The organism is Lolliginicoccus lacisalsi (assembly GCF_014841105.1).
Classification (GTDB): domain Bacteria; phylum Actinomycetota; class Actinomycetes; order Mycobacteriales; family Mycobacteriaceae; genus Lolliginicoccus; species Lolliginicoccus lacisalsi.
Window position 1 is genome coordinate 33,259 of sequence record NZ_JACYWE010000008.1, and the last position, 17,295, is coordinate 50,553.

The 17,295-nt window shown below is 69.3% G+C and carries 14 protein-coding genes and 1 riboswitch; of the genes, 4 read left to right on the top strand and 10 right to left on the bottom strand.

Going from position 1 to position 17,295, the window contains the following annotated elements:
* Positions 1–223: 223 nt before the first annotated feature.
* The 5 genes from HT102_RS12965 to thiO form a co-directional block, all read right to left on the bottom strand.
* A complete protein-coding gene (locus tag HT102_RS12965) occupies positions 224–1,018 on the bottom strand; it encodes an ABC transporter permease (protein ID WP_192039861.1) in 795 nt (264 codons plus the stop codon).
* A complete protein-coding gene (locus HT102_RS12970) occupies positions 1,018–1,953 on the bottom strand; it encodes an ABC transporter ATP-binding protein (protein WP_192039862.1) in 936 nt (311 codons plus the stop codon). The genes HT102_RS12965 and HT102_RS12970 overlap by 1 nt, the downstream gene beginning before the upstream one ends.
* Positions 1,954–2,058: 105 nt before the next feature.
* The gene (gene thiG, locus HT102_RS12975; protein ID WP_192039863.1) at positions 2,059–2,832 is read right to left on the bottom strand and encodes a thiazole synthase; all 774 of its coding nucleotides are present in this window, start codon (positions 2,830–2,832) and stop codon (positions 2,059–2,061) included.
* Positions 2,825–3,043, bottom strand: coding sequence for a sulfur carrier protein ThiS (thiS, locus tag HT102_RS12980; protein WP_192039864.1), 219 nt, complete (start codon positions 3,041–3,043; stop codon positions 2,825–2,827). The genes thiG and thiS overlap by 8 nt, the downstream gene beginning before the upstream one ends.
* The gene (thiO, locus tag HT102_RS12985; protein WP_192039865.1) at positions 3,040–4,110 is read right to left on the bottom strand and encodes a glycine oxidase ThiO; all 1,071 of its coding nucleotides are present in this window, start codon (positions 4,108–4,110) and stop codon (positions 3,040–3,042) included. The genes thiS and thiO overlap by 4 nt, the downstream gene beginning before the upstream one ends.
* Positions 4,110–4,218, bottom strand: a riboswitch (TPP riboswitch). Its footprint overlaps the gene before it by 1 nt.
* A 37-nt stretch (positions 4,219–4,255) precedes the next feature.
* Here thiO and thiE point away from each other — a divergent pair.
* Positions 4,256–4,930 (top strand): thiamine phosphate synthase, encoded by a 675-nt coding sequence (gene thiE / locus HT102_RS12990; RefSeq protein ID WP_192039866.1) that lies wholly within the window; start codon positions 4,256–4,258, stop codon positions 4,928–4,930.
* Positions 4,931–4,945: 15 nt separating this feature from the next.
* Here thiE and HT102_RS12995 read toward each other — a convergent pair whose 3' ends face one another.
* Positions 4,946–5,797 carry an NUDIX hydrolase gene (locus tag HT102_RS12995; protein WP_192039867.1) on the bottom strand — a complete coding sequence of 284 codons (852 nt, stop codon included), beginning with the start codon at positions 5,795–5,797 and terminating at the stop codon, positions 4,946–4,948.
* A gap of 195 nt (positions 5,798–5,992) precedes the next feature.
* Between HT102_RS12995 and HT102_RS13000 the strand changes: the two genes are divergently transcribed.
* The 3 genes from HT102_RS13000 to HT102_RS13010 are packed head-to-tail and all read left to right on the top strand — an operon-like array spanning position 5,993 to position 10,954.
* Entirely contained in the window at positions 5,993–7,432 is a 1,440-nt protein-coding gene (locus tag HT102_RS13000; protein WP_192039868.1) for a hypothetical protein, read from the top strand.
* On the top strand, positions 7,429–8,445 hold the full coding sequence (locus HT102_RS13005) for a glutamate ABC transporter substrate-binding protein (RefSeq protein ID WP_192039869.1): 1,017 nt from the start codon (positions 7,429–7,431) through the stop codon (positions 8,443–8,445). Before HT102_RS13000 ends, HT102_RS13005 begins: the two co-directional genes overlap by 4 nt.
* Positions 8,446–8,488: 43 nt before the next feature.
* Positions 8,489–10,954 carry a serine/threonine-protein kinase gene (locus tag HT102_RS13010; RefSeq protein ID WP_192039870.1) on the top strand — a complete coding sequence of 822 codons (2,466 nt, stop codon included), beginning with the start codon at positions 8,489–8,491 and terminating at the stop codon, positions 10,952–10,954.
* 200 nt (positions 10,955–11,154) lie between these two features.
* Here the strand turns inward: HT102_RS13010 and HT102_RS13015 are convergent, their stop codons facing one another.
* From HT102_RS13015 to fgd, 4 genes are all read right to left on the bottom strand, one after another.
* Positions 11,155–12,708 (bottom strand): MDR family MFS transporter, encoded by a 1,554-nt coding sequence (locus HT102_RS13015; RefSeq protein WP_333473439.1) that lies wholly within the window; start codon positions 12,706–12,708, stop codon positions 11,155–11,157.
* A gap of 193 nt (positions 12,709–12,901) precedes the next feature.
* A complete protein-coding gene (locus tag HT102_RS13020) occupies positions 12,902–14,098 on the bottom strand; it encodes an acetate kinase (protein WP_192039872.1) in 1,197 nt (398 codons plus the stop codon).
* A gap of 6 nt (positions 14,099–14,104) precedes the next feature.
* Entirely contained in the window at positions 14,105–16,165 is a 2,061-nt protein-coding gene (gene pta, locus HT102_RS13025) for a phosphate acetyltransferase (RefSeq protein ID WP_192039873.1), read from the bottom strand.
* Positions 16,166–16,244: 79 nt separating this feature from the next.
* Entirely contained in the window at positions 16,245–17,261 is a 1,017-nt protein-coding gene (gene fgd / locus HT102_RS13030; protein ID WP_192039874.1) for a glucose-6-phosphate dehydrogenase (coenzyme-F420), read from the bottom strand.
* Positions 17,262–17,295 lie beyond the last annotated feature (34 nt).

Below are 17,295 nucleotides of genomic sequence, written 5' to 3' on the forward strand. Positions count from 1 at the left end.
AGCACTGGAAACTGCCAAACGCGATAGAAACGGCGCCGAGATTCTCGCGGTTTCTATCGCGTTTGCCCGCCCGGCCCGTCAGTCGGCCCCACAACGTGCGACAACCCGGTGCCAATGGGGAGGCACCGGGCTGTCGTGTCCGATCTCGACGGGGCGCACCACCACCCCGGAGTTCGGTTCTTGTGATTGCTCCCGACTAGCAATCACAAGCCTTCATGGGCCGTCAGGCGTCGCGCTTGTTGACGACCAGGACGCTGAGCCCGAAGATGCTGCCGGCAACGAGGCCGAAGTACACGATCGCCGCCCAGGGCCCCCAGTGGAAGAAGTCCACGGGCAGCCCCGCGGACATCCCGTTGTCACCGGCGAGGAAGTAGCTGGCGTTGAGGAACGGCAGGAACGGCGCGATGTGCTCACCGATCTTCGGCAGGACCGAGGCGATGTTCTCGAGAAGCAGCGGCCACAGGAGGAGGATCGTCACGGCTCCGGCGGTCTGCCGGACGAGCGCGCCGACACCAACCGCGAGGATGGCAGCGAGAGCAGCGTAGATCGGCACCGTGTACAGCACGCGGAAGGTGTCGCCATTGCTGAAGGTCAGGTTGGCGCCAACCTCGGGGCCAGCGATGACGCGGGCGAGAACGATGGCGGCGGCAGCGAGGACCGTGGTGAGCACGGCGGACCAGAGCGCGGCGATGCCGGCCTTGGCGAGCAGCACGGCGGTGCGGTTGTTGCTGGCCATGAAGGTGTTGCGGATGACGCCGAAGCGGTACTCGCTGGTGACAACGAGGGCCGCGAGCACCATGAGCACCATGACGCCGATCTGCTGCACGCCGATGGTGGCCTCGAAGGCCGTCATGGGCGGCGCAGTCACACCTTCGTTGCTCGCGCTCTCGAAGGTTGATCGGGTGGTGGCGGCGAAGAGCGCGGCGAGGCCGAGGCCCAGCACGACGACGATGCCGCTGCACCACCAGGGGGACTTGACCGAGGTGAGCTTGATGCGCTCTGCTGCGAGGACGCCCATCAGTTGTTCCCTCCTTCTGTATTGAATCCAGCGCCGTGGTACTCCACGGAATCGCCGGTGAGTTTCATGAAGGCTTCCTCGAGCGATCCGCGCTGGGCGGCGAGCTCGTGGACGGTGATGCGATTTGCCGCGGCGATCTCGCCGACCGCGTCGGTGGTGGTGCCGACCACGAGCAGCGAGGACTCGCCCGTGCCGTCCTCCCGCACGGTGAGGCCCTGGCTGGTCAGGGCGGTGCGCAGGGTATCGAGCTGCGGGGTGCGGATCTTGACGGTGGCGCCCGAGGCGCGATCGACGAACTCCTGCACCGAGGTGTCGGCGATGAGCTGCCCCTTGCCGATGACGATGAGGTGCTCGGCGGTCTGCGCCATCTCGGAGAGCATGTGGCTCGACACCATGACGGTGCGGCCTTCCGCGGCCAGGCGCTGCATGAACAGGCGGATCCAGCGGATGCCCTCGGGGTCGAGGCCGTTGACGGGCTCGTCGAAGAGCAGGACCTCGGGGTCGCCGAGGAGGGTGGCTGCGAGTCCGAGTCGCTGCGACATGCCGAGCGAGAACCCACCGGCCTTCTTCTTCGCCACGGCGGTCAGCCCGACGAGCTCGAGGACCTCGTCGACGCGCTTGGTGGGGATTCCGTTGCTCGCGGCCATCCAGCGCAGGTGGCTGCGGGCCGAGCGGTTGGGGTGCACCCACTTCGCGTCGAGCAGCGCGCCCACGTGCTGGAGGGGCTGGTGCAGCTCGGTGTACTTCTTGCCGTTGATGGTGGCGGTTCCGGCGGTCGGCCGGTCGAGCCCCAGGATCATGCGCATGGTGGTGGACTTGCCGGCGCCGTTGGGGCCGAGGAAGCCGGTCACGATGCCAGGGCGGACGTCGAAGGTCAGGTTGTCCACTGCCTTCGTCGGTCCGTATGCCTTGGTCAGGCCGCGTACTTGGATCATGGTCACTACTCTGCCCTACCTCTCATGGCGTGCACATCGTCCGGAAGTCTGGACCTGAGTCATACCTAGGTATGACATGCTCCCCCGCGGGCCCCGGGTATCCCCTCAGCAGGCATCGGGGTGGTCCGGCCGCGGCGAGGACGCCTGGGCCCATTGCCGCTTGGGGATCCTTCCGGCGAGCCGGGCCAGGCGGCCAGCCCGCACCGCGTGCGCCATGGCGGTGGCCATCCGCACGGGGTCGGTGGCACGAGTGACCGCGGTGGCCAGCAGTACCGCATCGCAGCCGAGCTCCATCGCCAGCGCCGCATCACTGGCGGTGCCGATGCCGGCGTCGAGGATCACGGGCACCCGCGCTTGCTCGACGATCATGGCGATGTTGTGGGGGTTGTTGATGCCCAGCCCGGTCCCGATGGGCGAGCCAAGGGGCATCACCGCGGCGCATCCGGCGTCCTCGAGCTTGCGGGCGAGCGCGGGATCGTCGTTGGTGTAGGGCAGGACGGTGAACCCGTCGTCGACGAGCTGCTCGGCGGCGTCGAGGAGCTCCACGGGATCGGGCAGCAAGGTGCGGTCGTCGGCGATGACCTCCAGCTTGATCCAGCTGGTGCCGAGCGCCTCCCGCGCGAGCTTGGCGACGAGCACTGCTTCGGCGCTGGTGCGGCATCCGGCCGTGTTGGGCAGGGCGCGGATGCCGAGCCGCTCGAGGAGGGCGAGGGTGCCGTCACCGGCTACGAGGTTGGCGCGCCGGATCGAGACGGTGGTGAGCTCGGTTCCGGAGGCGACGAGGGCGTCGGCGCGCACATCGAGGTTGCTCGCTCCCCCGGTCCCGGTGATCAGTCGGGATCCGAGAGTGGTGCCGGCGAGGACGAGGGGATCATCCACCTTGGACCGCCGTGACGATCTCGATGGCGTCCCCGGCCTCGACGGTGTGGCTGTCCCACTGGTCGGCGGGGACGATGTCGCCCCTCGCGGCGATGGCGATGCCTTTCGCTGGCAGTCCGAGGATGCCAAGCAGGTCGTGCAGGGTGCTGCCTCGTGGCATGGCGCGCCATTCGCCATTGACGCGGGCCTCGATCGTGGTGGTGGTGCTCATGCGAACCTCCTGGGGTGTGCGGCGGCCGCCTCGGCGAGGGGCTGGCCGTCGAGCTCGGCGAGTATGGCGCTGCCTGTCAGGGGCGCGAGCAGCATTCCGTTGCGGCCGTGCCCCGCTGCGACCAGGGTACGGTCATCGACGCGTCCGATCAGCGGGATGTTGTCGGGGGTGACGGGGCGCAAACCGGCTGACATGTCGGTGATGGCGTAGTCGGCGACGCCGGGGAACACCGCCTCGGCGTCGGCGAGGAGATCACGGACTCCCCCTGCGGTGACGGTGGTGTCGAACCCTGCCTCGTGCTGCGTGGCGCCGACGACCATGCCGTCGGGGCGCGGCACGAGGTAGACGTGCCGCCCGCGCACCCAGCCGCGCACGATGCGGCGGGGCGGTGGGGCACTGAAGGATCGGCGCGCTAGCCGCATGATCTCGCCCTTGACGGGACGGACGCGCAGCGCGGGCAGGAGCTCGCTGGTCCAGGGGCCCGCCGCGACGACGACCTGGTCCTGGGGAAGGCTGGCGAGGGAACTGATGCGGCGTTGCTCGATGGTCGCGCCCGCCCTCACGGCGAGCTCCCTGAGCGCGAGCAGCGTGGCGCGATTGTCGACGGCGAGCTCGTCCTGCACCTGGAACACCGGGCGCAGTCCAGCGGCGAGGCCCGGTTCGAGCGCCCGGGCCTCGCGGCGTGACAGGGGCGCGACGGGCTCGCCGCGCGCCTCGAGCCAGGCCATGACCCGGTGCAGGTCAGCCACATCCCCCTCATCGGCGGCGACGGCCAGGGAGCCCCGCGCGGTGATGACGCGGTGCTCGTCCTGCTCGAGGCGCGCGGCGAAGCCCGGCCAGGCGCGCATCGAGGCCAGCGACAGATCGAGGAGGCCGCTATCGCCGGGCCATGCCTCGCTCCAGGGCGCGAGCATCCCGCCCGCGACCCACGTCGTGGATTGCTCGACGGCACGATCGGTGTAGAGCGTGACGCGATGACCAGCCTCGGCGAGGGTCCAGGCGACGGTTGATCCGATCACTCCCCCGCCGATGACCGCGACGGAGCAACGCTCGGTGACGTCGGGCATCACAGAAATCCTCCAACTCCCTGCGCCAGCATTACCTGGATCAGGTATGACGGTCGGAGCGGCGTGCTCCCTCTCAGCTCCCGGACCGGAGCTCCCGCGCGAACCATGGGTGACATCTTTACGGTAGCCCGATACGGTCACTGGTGTGCAATCGCCACGCGACCGTCTCCACGCCGCCCAGCTCTATCTATGCACCGATGCGCGCCGCGAGCGTGGTGACCTCGCCGAGCTCGCCGAGGCAGCCCTCGCCGGTGGGGTGGATGTAATCCAGTTGCGGGACAAGGGCTCCGAGGGCGAGCGGCGGTTCGGCCCGCTCGAGGCGCGCGACGAGCTCGCTGCGCTCGCGGTGCTGTCAGCGGCCGCGCATCGGCATGGCGCCCTGGTCGCGGTGAACGACCGGGCCGATATCGCGGCGGCCGCGCGCGCGGATGTGCTGCATCTCGGGCAGCGCGACCTGCCCGTGCACTATGCCCGCGCCATCGTGGGCGACCGTGTAGTGATCGGCCGATCCACCCATGATGCCGAGCAGGCTGCCGATGCCGCCCGCGAGGAGGACGTGGATTACTTCTGCGCCGGGCCATGCTGGCCCACCCCCACCAAGCCGGATAGGCCGGCGGCAGGCCTCGGGCTCGTGCATGTGGCTGCTGACCTGCGCCCGGCGCGGCCGTGGTTCGCGATCGGCGGTATCAGCGAGGACAACGTCGGCCAAGTCGTCGGGCATGGGGCGCGCCGCATCGTCGTGGTGCGGGCCATCACCGAGGCGCCGGATCCCCGGGCTGCCGCGGCGCGGCTCAAGGCTGCCCTGCCCCCGCTCGGGTAGGCGGGGCGGACGGGCTCAGGGCAACCAGCCCAGCAATCGCTTGGGCCCCCATGCTGCGGCGGCGCGGGGTAGTCGCTCCTTCAGCCCGCGGTCCGCGGTGATCACGACGGTGCGCGGGACGTCTTCCTGCCGCGCAAGCTCCACGATGTGGTCGTCCCCGCTTCCCGGGGCCTGATGGAAGGTGATGCCCGCCGGTTGCGTGGACTCCTCGCCGGTGACGCGCGCCCTGCCCTCGAGCACCATCTCGATGTGGTTGATCCAGCCGTAGCGGTCCTCGGGGAGCGGGCACGTGATGGGGAGCGACTCGGCGATCTCCTCAGCGAGGGCGCGCGTCGCCGCGGCGCGGTCGCGCCACCAGCCATTTGCCCGGCTGCCCACGACGTTCGCGGTGTCGACGATGACGCGCACCTGCTCGAGCTGCAACACCGGCCATGCCGCGGCGAGGCCCGGGTGCAGCGGATAGCCCGCCACCTCGTGCTCGGGCACCCAGCGCAGCTCGATGCCCTCGGCGTTCGGCGTGGTGCCTGGCCGGGTGGCGATGTCGGCCACAACGGTGGTGTATTCCCAGCCCGTGTCCTCGAAGGGGGTTGCCCGCGACTCCCGGACCCGCACCTCGTGCGCCGGGATCCCGGTCTCCTCGCGCGCCTCGCGCAGCGCCGCCCGGATCGGCGTCTCATGGCTGTCGCGGGCACCGCCCGGCAGGCCCCACGTATCGCCGTGGTGGCACCAGTGGGCGCGATGCTGCAGCAGGACGGTGGGCTCGCCCTGCTCGTCGGGGCAGCGCAGCAGGAGTCCCGCAGCCCCGTGCTTGCCCCATCTGCGCGCGCCTCGAGCGCCGACTACCCAGCCATCGCCGTCGCCGCGCATCGGGGAACCTCGCTGTCCTTGGTGGTTGCCAGCCCCAGGATAGTTGTTTGTCACGAATCGGTGACGATCACGACACACCCCCCGCCACGAGTAATGCAGAGCACACCGTGGAAGATGAGTAGTTGAGGACTAGTCGTATGCCACGCGACCGATGCACCGGACGCATGGTGCGAGCTGATGGGGAGGTGTGGAGCGATGCCCAGGACCACGGGCGCGCAGAAGCACGAACCGGCCTCGTTCGGCTTCAACCGGTTCGGGATCGATCCCTCCGCCGCGCCGCCTTCGGGCGGGGACGAGCCTGAATGGTTGATGCCGCGGGCACGGAAGCCCCTCTCCCGCAAGTACGCCAAGTACTACCCCAACCAGGCCAGCGCCGCCTCGGACCTGGCCCTGTCGAGCCCTGGCAAGCTGGTGATCGCGGCGCTCGCGCTGATCATGCTGTGCCTTGGGGCGGGGGCGGTGACCGCATCGTCGATCAGCTCGCGGCAGGACCAGCTCGACACCCTGATCGCGAGCACCGAGCCGATCGCGAGCTCCTCGCTGGAGCTGTACTCGGCCCTGTCGATCGCTGATGCGGCGGCGAGCACGGCATTCGTGTTCGGCGGCATCGAGCCGGAGGATCTGCGCGCCCGCTACCTCGGGGCCAACTTTGATGCCTCCCGATCGTTGGTGAACGCGTCCTCCCAAGTGGGCGATGGCGACGGGAACGCGCAGCGCATGCTCGCCGAGATCTCGATGCACCTGCCGATGTACGCGGGCCTGGTGGAGAGCGCGCGCGCGAACAACAGGGTCGGCAACCCGGTGGGCGCCGCGTACTTGAACGAGGCCTCGCAGATGATGCGCGCCCGGGTGCTGCCGATCTCGGAGGAGCTCTACCGGACGCAAGCGCAGCGGGTGGCGGAATCGCACGGTCGATTCGTGCATCCCCCCTGGGCGGCCATGGCGACCGTGCTGCTCGTGGTCGTCGTCCTCGCTGCGGCGCAGGTGCGGCTGGCGCGCAAGACGCAGCGCACCCTCAACCTGGGGTGGGTCTTCGCGTCGCTCATCATGACGCTGGTGCTGCTCTGGCTGCTCGTGGTGGGACTGTTCTCCCGGGCCGAGGCCAACCATGCCCTCGACGAGGGGGTGCGGCCGCTCGACACCCTCGCCACCTCGCGCATCCTGGCGCAGCAGGCGCGGGCCGACGAGACGCTCGGGCTGGCCCGGCGCGGCGAGTCCGGCGATATCGAGCAGGGATTCTCCGACGCTTCCGAGCGGCTATCCGCGAAGCTCACCGAGCTGCAGCAGGATGAGCGAGTGACCGTAGGCACGCGCGCGATCGAGACCGCGATAGCCGCCCAGGAGGGCTGGCAGGACGCGCATCAACGAATGGCCGACCTGTACGCGGCCGGCGATCACCTGGGAGCGGCACGCATCGCGGTCGGCGCCGGCGAGGAGGATTCCACCGCTCAGTTCGCACGGCTCGACGAGGCCTTGCAGGATGGCATTGCCGCCACCCGCGCCGAGCTGCGCACCTCGATCACGCGGGCCCGCACCGCCCTCGCGTTCGCCGCGGGTGGCGTGATGGCGCTGTCGGTGCTCGCGAGCCTGGCGATAGCGGGCGGGGTGTGGCCGCGGCTGAGGGAGTACCAATGATCCGGCGAGCAGGGATCCCTCGGCCCCGTGCAGCTTTGGCGGGCCGCTTCTTAGCTGCCGCGCTGCTGTGCACCGGGCTCGTCGCCGGGTGCGCGGTGCCTGATGACCTGCCCGGAGTCCCCCCGACGTATCCCCCGCTTCCCATGCCCGCCGGTGCCGAGCAGATCCCGCAGCCCGCGGAGCTCGATCCCCCGCCGACCCTGGACTGCGATCCGACAGCAAGCCTGCGCCCCGATGGCCCCAATCCGCCCCCGGGCGAGCTGCCGCCGGAGAACACCGTGGCCGAGATCTTCGAGCGGGGCCGGTTGATCGTCGGCCTCGACGCCGGCAGCAACCTGTTCAGCTTCCGCGATCCGCTCACCGGCGACCTCGTGGGCTTCGATGTCGATATCGCCCGCGAGATCGCCCGCGATATCTTCGGCGATCCCGATCGCATCGAGTTCGAGATCCTCACCTCGGCTCAGCGCATCCCCGCGTTGCAGGATTCACGCGTGGACATCGTCGTGAAGACGATGACGATCACTTGCGAGCGGCGCGAGCTCGTCCACTTCTCCACCGCGTACTTCCAGGCGTACCAGCGGATCCTGACCGTGAGCGGGTCCGGGATCAGCAGCGCGGAGGATCTCGCTGATCGCACGGTATGCGCCACCAAGGGCACCACCTCCCTGGCCCGGCTGCAGCGGCTCGCTCCGGACGCGCGCATCCTCGGTGTCCCGGCATGGGCGGACTGCCTGGTGGCGCTGCAGCAGCAGCAAGCCGACGCCATCTCCACCGATGACTCGATCCTGGGCGGGCTCAAGGCGCAGGATCCCTACCTGGAGATCGTGGGTGGCTTCCTCAGCTCGGAGCCCTATGGGGTGGGCGTGAACCTCGACAATCCGGACCTGGTGCGATTCGTCAATGGAACGCTGGAGCGGATCCGGCAGGATGGCACCTGGAACGAGCTCTACCAGCGATGGCTCTCCGTGCTGGGACCGTCCCCGGGGCCCCCTCCCGCCCGCTACCGGGATTGAGCCGCGCGCCATGCCACCGACGGAAACCGCAGGGGATGCACCCATGAACTCCCAGACGCCCGACGATCCCGCCGACGACGCCACCGAATCCGCTGATACGGAGATGGTGGCCACTGGCATGGCGGAAACCGGGCCAGCCACGACAGGGATGGCCACCACGGGAATGGCGAGCACCGAGGGCGCCGATACCGACGCGGTCCCGTTCGATCCGTTCGCCGACTCCGAGGGCACCAGCACCGGCGAATCCCGCTCCGGGGGCAGCGGCACGGATCCGGTAGCAACCTCCGGGGCCAGCTCTACCGGGCCGCAGGGCCGCGCGTCCTCCGGCGGCAGTCCGTCCAGTGGCCGCACCGGTGGCCGGTACGTGCGCACCCGCAGTGGGCCGCACCAGCGGCTTGGCGCTGGCCTCGTGCCGATCCCGCGCGTACCGCCCATCGACCCGGTCTCCGCGATCCTCACCGATCCCGCGGTGCCCGAGAGCAAGCGATTCTGCAAGAAGTGCCAGCAGCCGGTGGGCAGGTCCGGCCCCAACGGTCCTGGCGAGCCGGACGGGGTATGCAGCAACTGCGGCACGCCGTACTGGTTCACGCCGCTGCTGCGCCCCGGCGACCTCGTGGCCGGGCAGTACGAGGTCCGCGGCTGCCTAGCCCACGGCGGACTCGGCTGGATCTACCTCGCGATCGATCACAACGTCGAGGACCGCTGGGTGGTGCTCAAGGGCCTGCTCCAATCCGGCGACGCGAAGGCCCAGGCCGTGGCGATGGCCGAGCGCCGGTTCCTCGCGGAGGTCTCGCACCCGAGCATCGTGAAGATCTACAACTTCGTCGAGCACATCAATCGCGAGGGCAACCCGGTCGGCTACATCGTGATGGAGTACGTGGGCGGCACCACGCTGCGCCACCTCGTCCACAACCGGCGCAGGGACCTCGGGGATACCAGCGCTTGCCTGCCCATCGAGCAAGCGATCGTGCTCGTGCAGGAAACGCTCAAGGCCCTGTCCTACCTCCATGCCACCGGGCTCGCCTACAACGATCTGAAGCCCGAGAACGTGATGATCACCGACGAGGGCATCAAGCTCATCGACCTCGGTGCCGTCGCCTCGCTCGAGAGCTTCGGCTACATCTTCGGCACCCCCGGGTTCCAGGCCCCCGAGCTCGCGCAAACCGGCCCCACCGTCGCCTCGGACATCTACACCGTGGGCCGCACGCTCGCCGTGCTCACCGCTCGCCTGCCCTCCGAGGACGGGGTCTACAAGCCCGGCCTGCCCAGCCCCGATGCCGAGCCCATCTACCGGGAGCACGAGTTCTTCTATCGCGCGCTGCTGCGCGCCACCCACCCCGACCACAACCTGCGGTTCGCCTCGGCCGACGAGATGTCCAGCCAGCTCGGCGGCGTCCTGCGGGAAGTCCTCGCCCACAAGCGGGGCGAGCCCCATCCGGGCATGTCCACCGTGTTCTCCCCGCAGCGCACCACCTTCGGCACCGACCAGGCCGTACGCCAGACCGATGTCTACATCGACGGGCACATGCGCGACATGCACATGGAGGCCCGCGAGATCGTAGCGGCGCTGCCGATTCCCCTCATCGACCCGCTGGATCCGGCCGCGAGCCTGCTCACGGCGACCGCATCGAGCGAGCCCAATGAGATCCTGGACTCCATCCGCAAGATCCGCGAGACCACCACCAGCGGCGACGCCGAGGCCAAGCATGTCCTCGACAAGAGCCTTGCCATCCCGCTCGCGGAGGTCCGGGCCCACCTCGACCTCGAGGAGCCCGAGCATGCCGAACGGATCCTGCGGAGGCTGCGCGCGGACCAGCAGCACTGGCGGCTCGACTGGTACAGCGCGTTCACCGAGCTGCTGCTCGGCGAGTTCGAGCAAGCCTTCAACCATTTCGAGACGGTCCTCACCGCGCTCCCCGGCGAATCCGCGCCCAAGGTCGCGCTCGCGGCCACCGCCGAGCTCATCCTGGATCACTGGGAGACCGACGACGACCTCACCTGGCACAAGTTCGCCGAGAAGTACTACCGGACGGTCTGGCGCACCGATCACAACATCATCAGCGCCGCGTGCGGGCTCGCTCGGCAGCTCGTGCACGCCGGCAACCGGACGGGTGGGGTGCGGGCGCTCGACCAGGTGCCGCTGAGCTCCCGCCACTACCACATCGCGCGGCTCTCCAGCGTCATGGCGCTCATCGGCGGCAGGCCCGTCGAGGACATCACCGAGAACGAGCTCCGCGAGGCCGCCCGACGGGTCGAGATGGTGCCCGAGACCGAGCGCCGGGCCCTCCAGATGCGCGTCGTGGTGCTCGGCGTGGCGCTCGACTGGATACGGTCCGGGCAGCGCGCCCGCTATCCCGAGCCGTTCCTGGGTGTCTCCCTCTCGGAGGAGGGCCTGCGTGGCAGCACCGAGCGTGCCCTGCGGGTGCTCGCCCGCAATGCCCCGGAGCGGCGGCATCGCTACCGGCTCATCGACCTCGCGAACGCGATCCGGCCCCGCAGCCTGTTCTGACGCGGCGCGGGCCTGGCGCGGGCTGGCGCGGGCCTGGCGCGGCGCGGGCCGGCTCTCGCTGCTCCACTTCTGTGCGCTTTTGCACCCTCGGCGGCGCGCCAGAGGGTGCAAAAGTGAACACTTCCGAGCGGGCCCCCGGCGCGAGCGGGCCCCCGGCGCGAGCGGGCCCCCGGCGCGACCGAGCCCCCCGCGCGGAGGTGCTAGTGCTGCCCCGCGACTGCCCGCGTGCCAGCTTCCTCCTCACCGAACCCATCGGGCCGATGCGGCAAGAAGAACGCGACCACGACCATGACCACGCCCAGGATGGCACCGACGCCGAATGCCCATTGCATGCCACCGACGAGGGCGTCGATGTCGCTTGCCCCGGCGGACTCGAGGACGCGGGCGCGGGCGGCCATCACGGTGATGACGATGGCGGTGCCCATGGCGGCGGCGACCTGCTGCAGCGTCGCGAGCAGGGAACTGCCGTGCGAGTACAGGTGCGGGGGCACGGCACTGAGCCCAAGGGTGAACACCGGCGTGAACACCGCGGCGAGCGACACCATCAGCAGCACGTGCGCGCCCAGGACCACCCACAGCGGCATGGTGAGGCTCATTCGCGCAAGGATGGTGAGCCCGACGAGGGTGCCGATGGCCCCGGGCACGATCAGGAACCGTGCGCCGTACTTGTCGAACACGCGCCCGACGGTGGGCCCGAGCAGGCCCATCGCGAGCCCGCCGGGCATCATGAGCAGGCCGGTTTGCAGCGCGCTGAGCCCGCGGGCGTTCTGCAGGAACAGCGGGAACAGCACCATTGCGGCGATCATCGCCATGAAGCCGACTGCCATCAGGCCGAGGGCGAGGGCATAGGTGCGGTGCGTGAGGGTGCGCAGGTCGAGCAGGGGCGCTCCGGTGCGCTGGAGCTGGATCTGGCGCGCGGCGAACAGCCCGATGCCGACCAGCCCGAGAGCGATGGTGATGGCCGGGTTCAGCCCGGGCTCGTCCGCGCCCATCTCGCTGAGCCCGTACACGGTGATGCCAAACCCGAGGGCCGCGAGGATGACGCTGAGACGGTCGAGCGGTCCGCTCTCGTTCTCTCCGACGTTCATGAGGTAGCGCAGCCCCGCGATGATGATGGCGACGGTGATGGGCAGCACGACGATGAAGATGAGGCGCCACGAGCCGACAGCAAGGAGCAGGCCCGAGACGGCCGGGCCCATCGCGGGGGCCACGGAGATCGCAAGCATCACGTTGCCCATGACGCGGCCGCGGTCATGCTCGGGGACCACGGTCATGAGGGTCGTCATCAGCAGGGGCAGCATGACGGCGGTGCCGATGGCTTGCACGATGCGGCCGAGCAGGAGGACCTCGAAGATCGGTGCCGCGGCGGCGATGGCGGTGCCGGCGAGGAATACCGACATCGCGGAGACGAACGCGGTGCGGGTGGTGACGCGCTGCAGGTACCAGCCGGTGGTGGGGATGACGATGGCCATGGTGAGCATGAAGGCCGCCGACAGCCATTGCACGGTGCGCTCGGTGACCTGGAAGACCTCCATGAGCTGTGGCAGCGCGTTCATCATGATGGTCTCGTTGAGGATGACGATGAACGTCGCGGCCACGAGCCAGTGCAGCACGGGCGGGGTCTTGCCACTCTGGGGCGCTGCGACGACGTCCGGCCCGGGCACGGGCAGGGTCTCGCCATGCGCGGGGACCGCGGGCGCTCCGTCCGGCGCCGACACGGTGGTGGCGGGGCTTTCCGGATGGTTCTCGGGCACGATCATGCCTTTCGCAGGTGGTCAGGAGCGCCGCGGTCCCGCCGGGGTGCCGGGGGCCGGTGATGCGCGCGGATTCACCTTAGGCGGCGCCTCTGACAACCGGCAATGCAATTTTTCACACAGTGTCGTGCACCGCTGCGCGGGAATACGCGCAGATCGGACGCATCCGGCGCGCGCTGCCCGCTTGCTTGCTCTACCCGCTGGCGAGCTTCCAGGCCGCGCGGGCGATGGCGAGCTCCTCGTTGGTGGGCACGACGAGGACGGTCACCGCGCTCTCGGTGCTCGAGATGATGCGGGGCTCCTTGGCGCGGGCCTCGTTGGCCTCCTCGTCGAGGATGATGCCGAGGCGCTCTAGCCCGGCGAGGGCATCGGCGCGGACGTTGCTGGCATTCTCGCCGACCCCGGCGGTGAAGGTGATGACGTCAGCGCCGCCCATCTCGAGCAGGTAGGCACCGATGTACTTGCGGAGGCGGTGGATGTAGACGTCGTAGGCGAGCCTTGCGTCCGCGTCGCCGCGAGCGATGAGGTCGCTCAGGGCGCGGAAGTCGTTGACTCCGGACAGGCCCTTCAGCCCGGAGCCGCGGTTGAGCAGTTCATCGAGCTCATCGATGCTGAGGCCAGCGACGCGGAGCAGGTGGAGGAGCGCGCCGGGGTCGATGTCGCCGCTGCGGGTACCCATGACGAGACCCTCGAGGGGGGTCAGCCCCATGGAGGTGTCGATTGCCTGGCCGTCGCGGATCGCGGAGACCGAGGCACCGTTGCCGAGGTGCAGGACGATCTGGTTGACCGCGTCGTAGGGCCGACCGAGGTGCTCGGCGGCCTGATGGGAGACGTAGTCGTGGGAGGTGCCGTGGAATCCGTAGCGCTGGATCCCGTGCTGCTCGGCGATGTCCCGGTCGATGGCGTAGGTGCTGGCCGCGGCAGGGAGGGTGGTGAAGAAGGAGGTGTCGAACACAGCTACGTGCGGCACATCGGGCAGCAGCGCGCGGGCGACCTCGATGCCGAGCAGGTTGGGCGGGTTGTGCAGCGGCGCGAGGGAGGACAGCTTGTCCACCTCCGCGACGACATCGTCGGTGATGATGGTGGGCTTTGTGAAGATGGTGCCGCCGTGGACGACTCGGTGGCCGACGGCCGCGATACCGAGTTCGTCGAGGGTTCCGCCATCTCGGGTGAACATGTCGAACGCGAGCCCGAGCCCCGCCTTGTGGTCGGCTATGGCCGCGCGCTGCTCCGTCTCGCCCCCGCTGTCGGCGTGGGTGATGATGCCGTCGCGCTCGCCGATGCGCTCGACGACGCCGCTCGCGAGGGCTTCGCCGGATTCTGGGTCGAGGAGCTGGTACTTGATCGACGATGAGCCGGAGTTGATGACGAGGACGGTGCGGGCCACCACGTTCTCCTATTCCTTGTGGGCCTGGATGGCGGTGATGGCGACGGTGTTGACGATGTCCTGGACGAGGGCCCCGCGGGAGAGGTCGTTGATGGGCTTGTTGAGGCCCTGGAGGACGGGTCCGATGGCGACGGCGCCAGCGCTGCGCTGCACGGCCTTGTAGGTGTTGTTGCCCGTGTTGAGGTCGGGGAAGATCAGCACGGTCGCCTCGCCGGCGATCTTCGAGTCGGGCATCTTGCTGCGCGCGACGGATGGCTCGACCGCGGCGTCGTACTGGATGGGTCCGTCGACGAGGAGGTCAGGGCGGCGATCCTGGACGATCTTGGTGGCACGGCGGACCTTGTCGACGTCCTCGCCGCTGCCGGACTCGCCCGACGAGTAGGACAGCATGGCGACCTTGGGCTCGATGCCGAACTGGCGGGCGGTCTCGGCGGAGGAGATCGCGATATCCGCGAGCTGCTCGGAGGTCGGAACGGGCACCACTGCGCAGTCGCCGTAGGCGAGGACCTCGTCGGCGAGGCACATGAGGAAGATGCTGGAGACGATCGAGCAATTGGGGACGGTCTTGATGACCTCGAACGCGGGACGGATGGTGTGAGCGGTGGTGTGGACGGCGCCGGAGACCATGCCGTCAGCGATATCCATGTGCACCATCATCGTGCCGAAGTAGGCGACATCGACCATCATCTCGCGGGCCCGCTCCTCCGTCATGCCCTTGTGGGCGCGGACGCGGGCGTACTCGGTGGCGAACTTGTCGAGCAGGTCCGAGGTGGCGGGATTGATGATGTCGGCGGCCTCGAGGTCGAGGCCGAGCTCGGCGGCGCGCTTGCGGACCGTGGACTCCTCGCCGAGGAGGGTCAGCTGGGCGACCTCTCGCTGCAGGAGCCGGCTGGCGGCGCGGAGGATGCGGTCATCGGTGGCCTCGGGCAGCACGATGTGCTTGCGATGCTCGCGGGCGCGGTCGATGAGCTGGTACTCGAACATCTGCGGTGTCATCACCGACGGCATCATGACCTCGAGCTGCTTGATCAGCGCTGGCGCGTCGACGTGCTTCTCCATCAGCCCGAGCGCGGTATCGACCTTGCGCTGGGAGCCGACGCCGACGCGGCCGCGGGTCTCGGCGGCGATGCTGGCGGTCTTGAAGGTGCCGTGCTCGGTGGTGATGATAGGCAGCTTGGGCTTGAGCCCCTCGACAAGGGATGCCACGGACCGGTGCGGGAGCAGGCCCCCGTTGAAGATGATCCCGGCGAGGGAGGGGAAGCCCTCCGCCTCGTGCGCGTTGACGAGGGCGAGGAGCACGTCGGAGCGGTCCGCGGGCGCGATGACGGCGGCACCTTCCTGGAGCCGCTCGAGGAGATGCTCGGCCGTCATGGCACCGACGAGCACTGCCGTTGCCTCGCGCTGCAGCAGCTCGGCATCACCGCTGTAGAGCTCGCCGCCGAGCGCATCGAGCAGCTCCTGCATGGTGGGGGCGACCATGAGTGGCACCTCCGGCAGCGCCCAGGCCGCGACACCAGTCGCCTCGAGCGCCTTGGTGATGTCGTTGATCTGGTCGGGCGCGCAGCGGTTGGCGATGATCGCGACGGTGTGGGCGCGCATGGTCCGCAGCTCGCTCAGGCACAGCTCCGCGGCATGCGCGATGGTCTCCGCGTCACGCCCGCTTCCGGACAGCGCGAGCAGCACGGGCGCGCCCAGGTTGACGGCGACACGAGCGTTGAAGGTCAGCTCGGTGGGGCTGACGACATCGGTGTAGTCCGAGCCCACGATGACGACGGCATCGCACTTCTCCGCGACGACGTGGTAGCGGCTGACGATGTCGGACAGCGCGCGCTCGGGATCAGCGTGGACCTCGGCGTAGGTGGCGCCGATGCACTGCTCGTACTCGAGGTCCGCCGTGGTGTGCTCGAGGAGCATCTCGAGAATGTAATCGGTGTGATCGTTGGTGCGGGAGATCGGCCGGAACACTCCCACGCGCGCGGCGGAGGACGCGAGGAAGTGCAGCACCCCTAGCGCGATGGTGGACTTCCCGGTATCCCCGGATGGCGCGGCAATGTACACACTCGACGGCATGTTCCTATTCTTAACCGTTGCGTGCTAGCTCGCGCTAATTGGGGCGAAAATCCAGCCCGCGCGAGCCTGGCGAGGAACGCTAGCCGAGGGCGCGCAGGCGCGGGGCGAGGTCCCGGGCGAACAGGTCGAGGAAGCGTGCTTGATCGTGGCCGGGCGCGTGGAACACAAGGTGATTGAGCCCGGCATCGAGGTAGGGCCGGATCTGCTCGACAGCCTCGTCGGGATCGGAGGCAACGATCCACCGCTTGGCCACCTGCTCGATGGGGAGCTCATCGGCGAGGCGCTCCATCTCCGCGGAGCTGCTCACCGAGTGCTTCTGCTCCGGGGTGAGGCTCAGCGGCGCCCAGAACCGCGTGTTCTCGAGCGCGGCGTCATGATCGGTGTCATAGGACAGCTTGATCTCGATCATCTTGTCGATCCCGCTGGCATCGCGACCCGCGGCGTCCGCGCCAGCCTGCACGGCGGGCAGCAGCTTGTCGGTGTAGAGGTCCATGCCCTTGCCGGAGGTGCAGATGAAGCCATCCCCGGCCCGGCCCGCGTACTTAGCGACCACCGGCCCACCGGCAGCGATGTAGACCGGCAGGGGCTGCTCTGGGCGGTCATGCAGGGTCGCGTCGACGGTGTTGTAGTAGTCGCCCTCGAAAGTGACGTTGTCCTCGGTCCACAGGGCCCGGATCAGCCGGATGGCCTCGCGCAGGCGGGCGAAGCGCTCCTTGAACTCGGGCCACGGATGATCCTCGGTGACGTTGAACCCGGTGGCGATCTCGTTGAGCGCCTCGCCGGTGCCCACCCCGAGCATGATCCGCCCCGGGTAGAGCACGCCCATCGTGGCGAAGGCCTGCGCGATGACGGCCGGGTTGTAGCGGAAGGTGGGTGTCATCACGGAGGTGCCGAGCTGGATGCGGCTGGTCCGCTCCCCCACAGCGGTCATCCACGCGAGGGAGAACGGCGCGTGCCCGCCGGTGTGCCGCCATGGCTGGAAATGATCGCTGACGGTGGCGGAATCCATGCCGCGCTGCTCGGCGGTGACCGCGAGCTCCACGAGATCACGGGGCGCGAACTGCTCCGCCGAAGCCTTGTACCCGAGCTTGAGCACTGGTGTGCCTCCCTTCGCCAGGATCCACGCTACC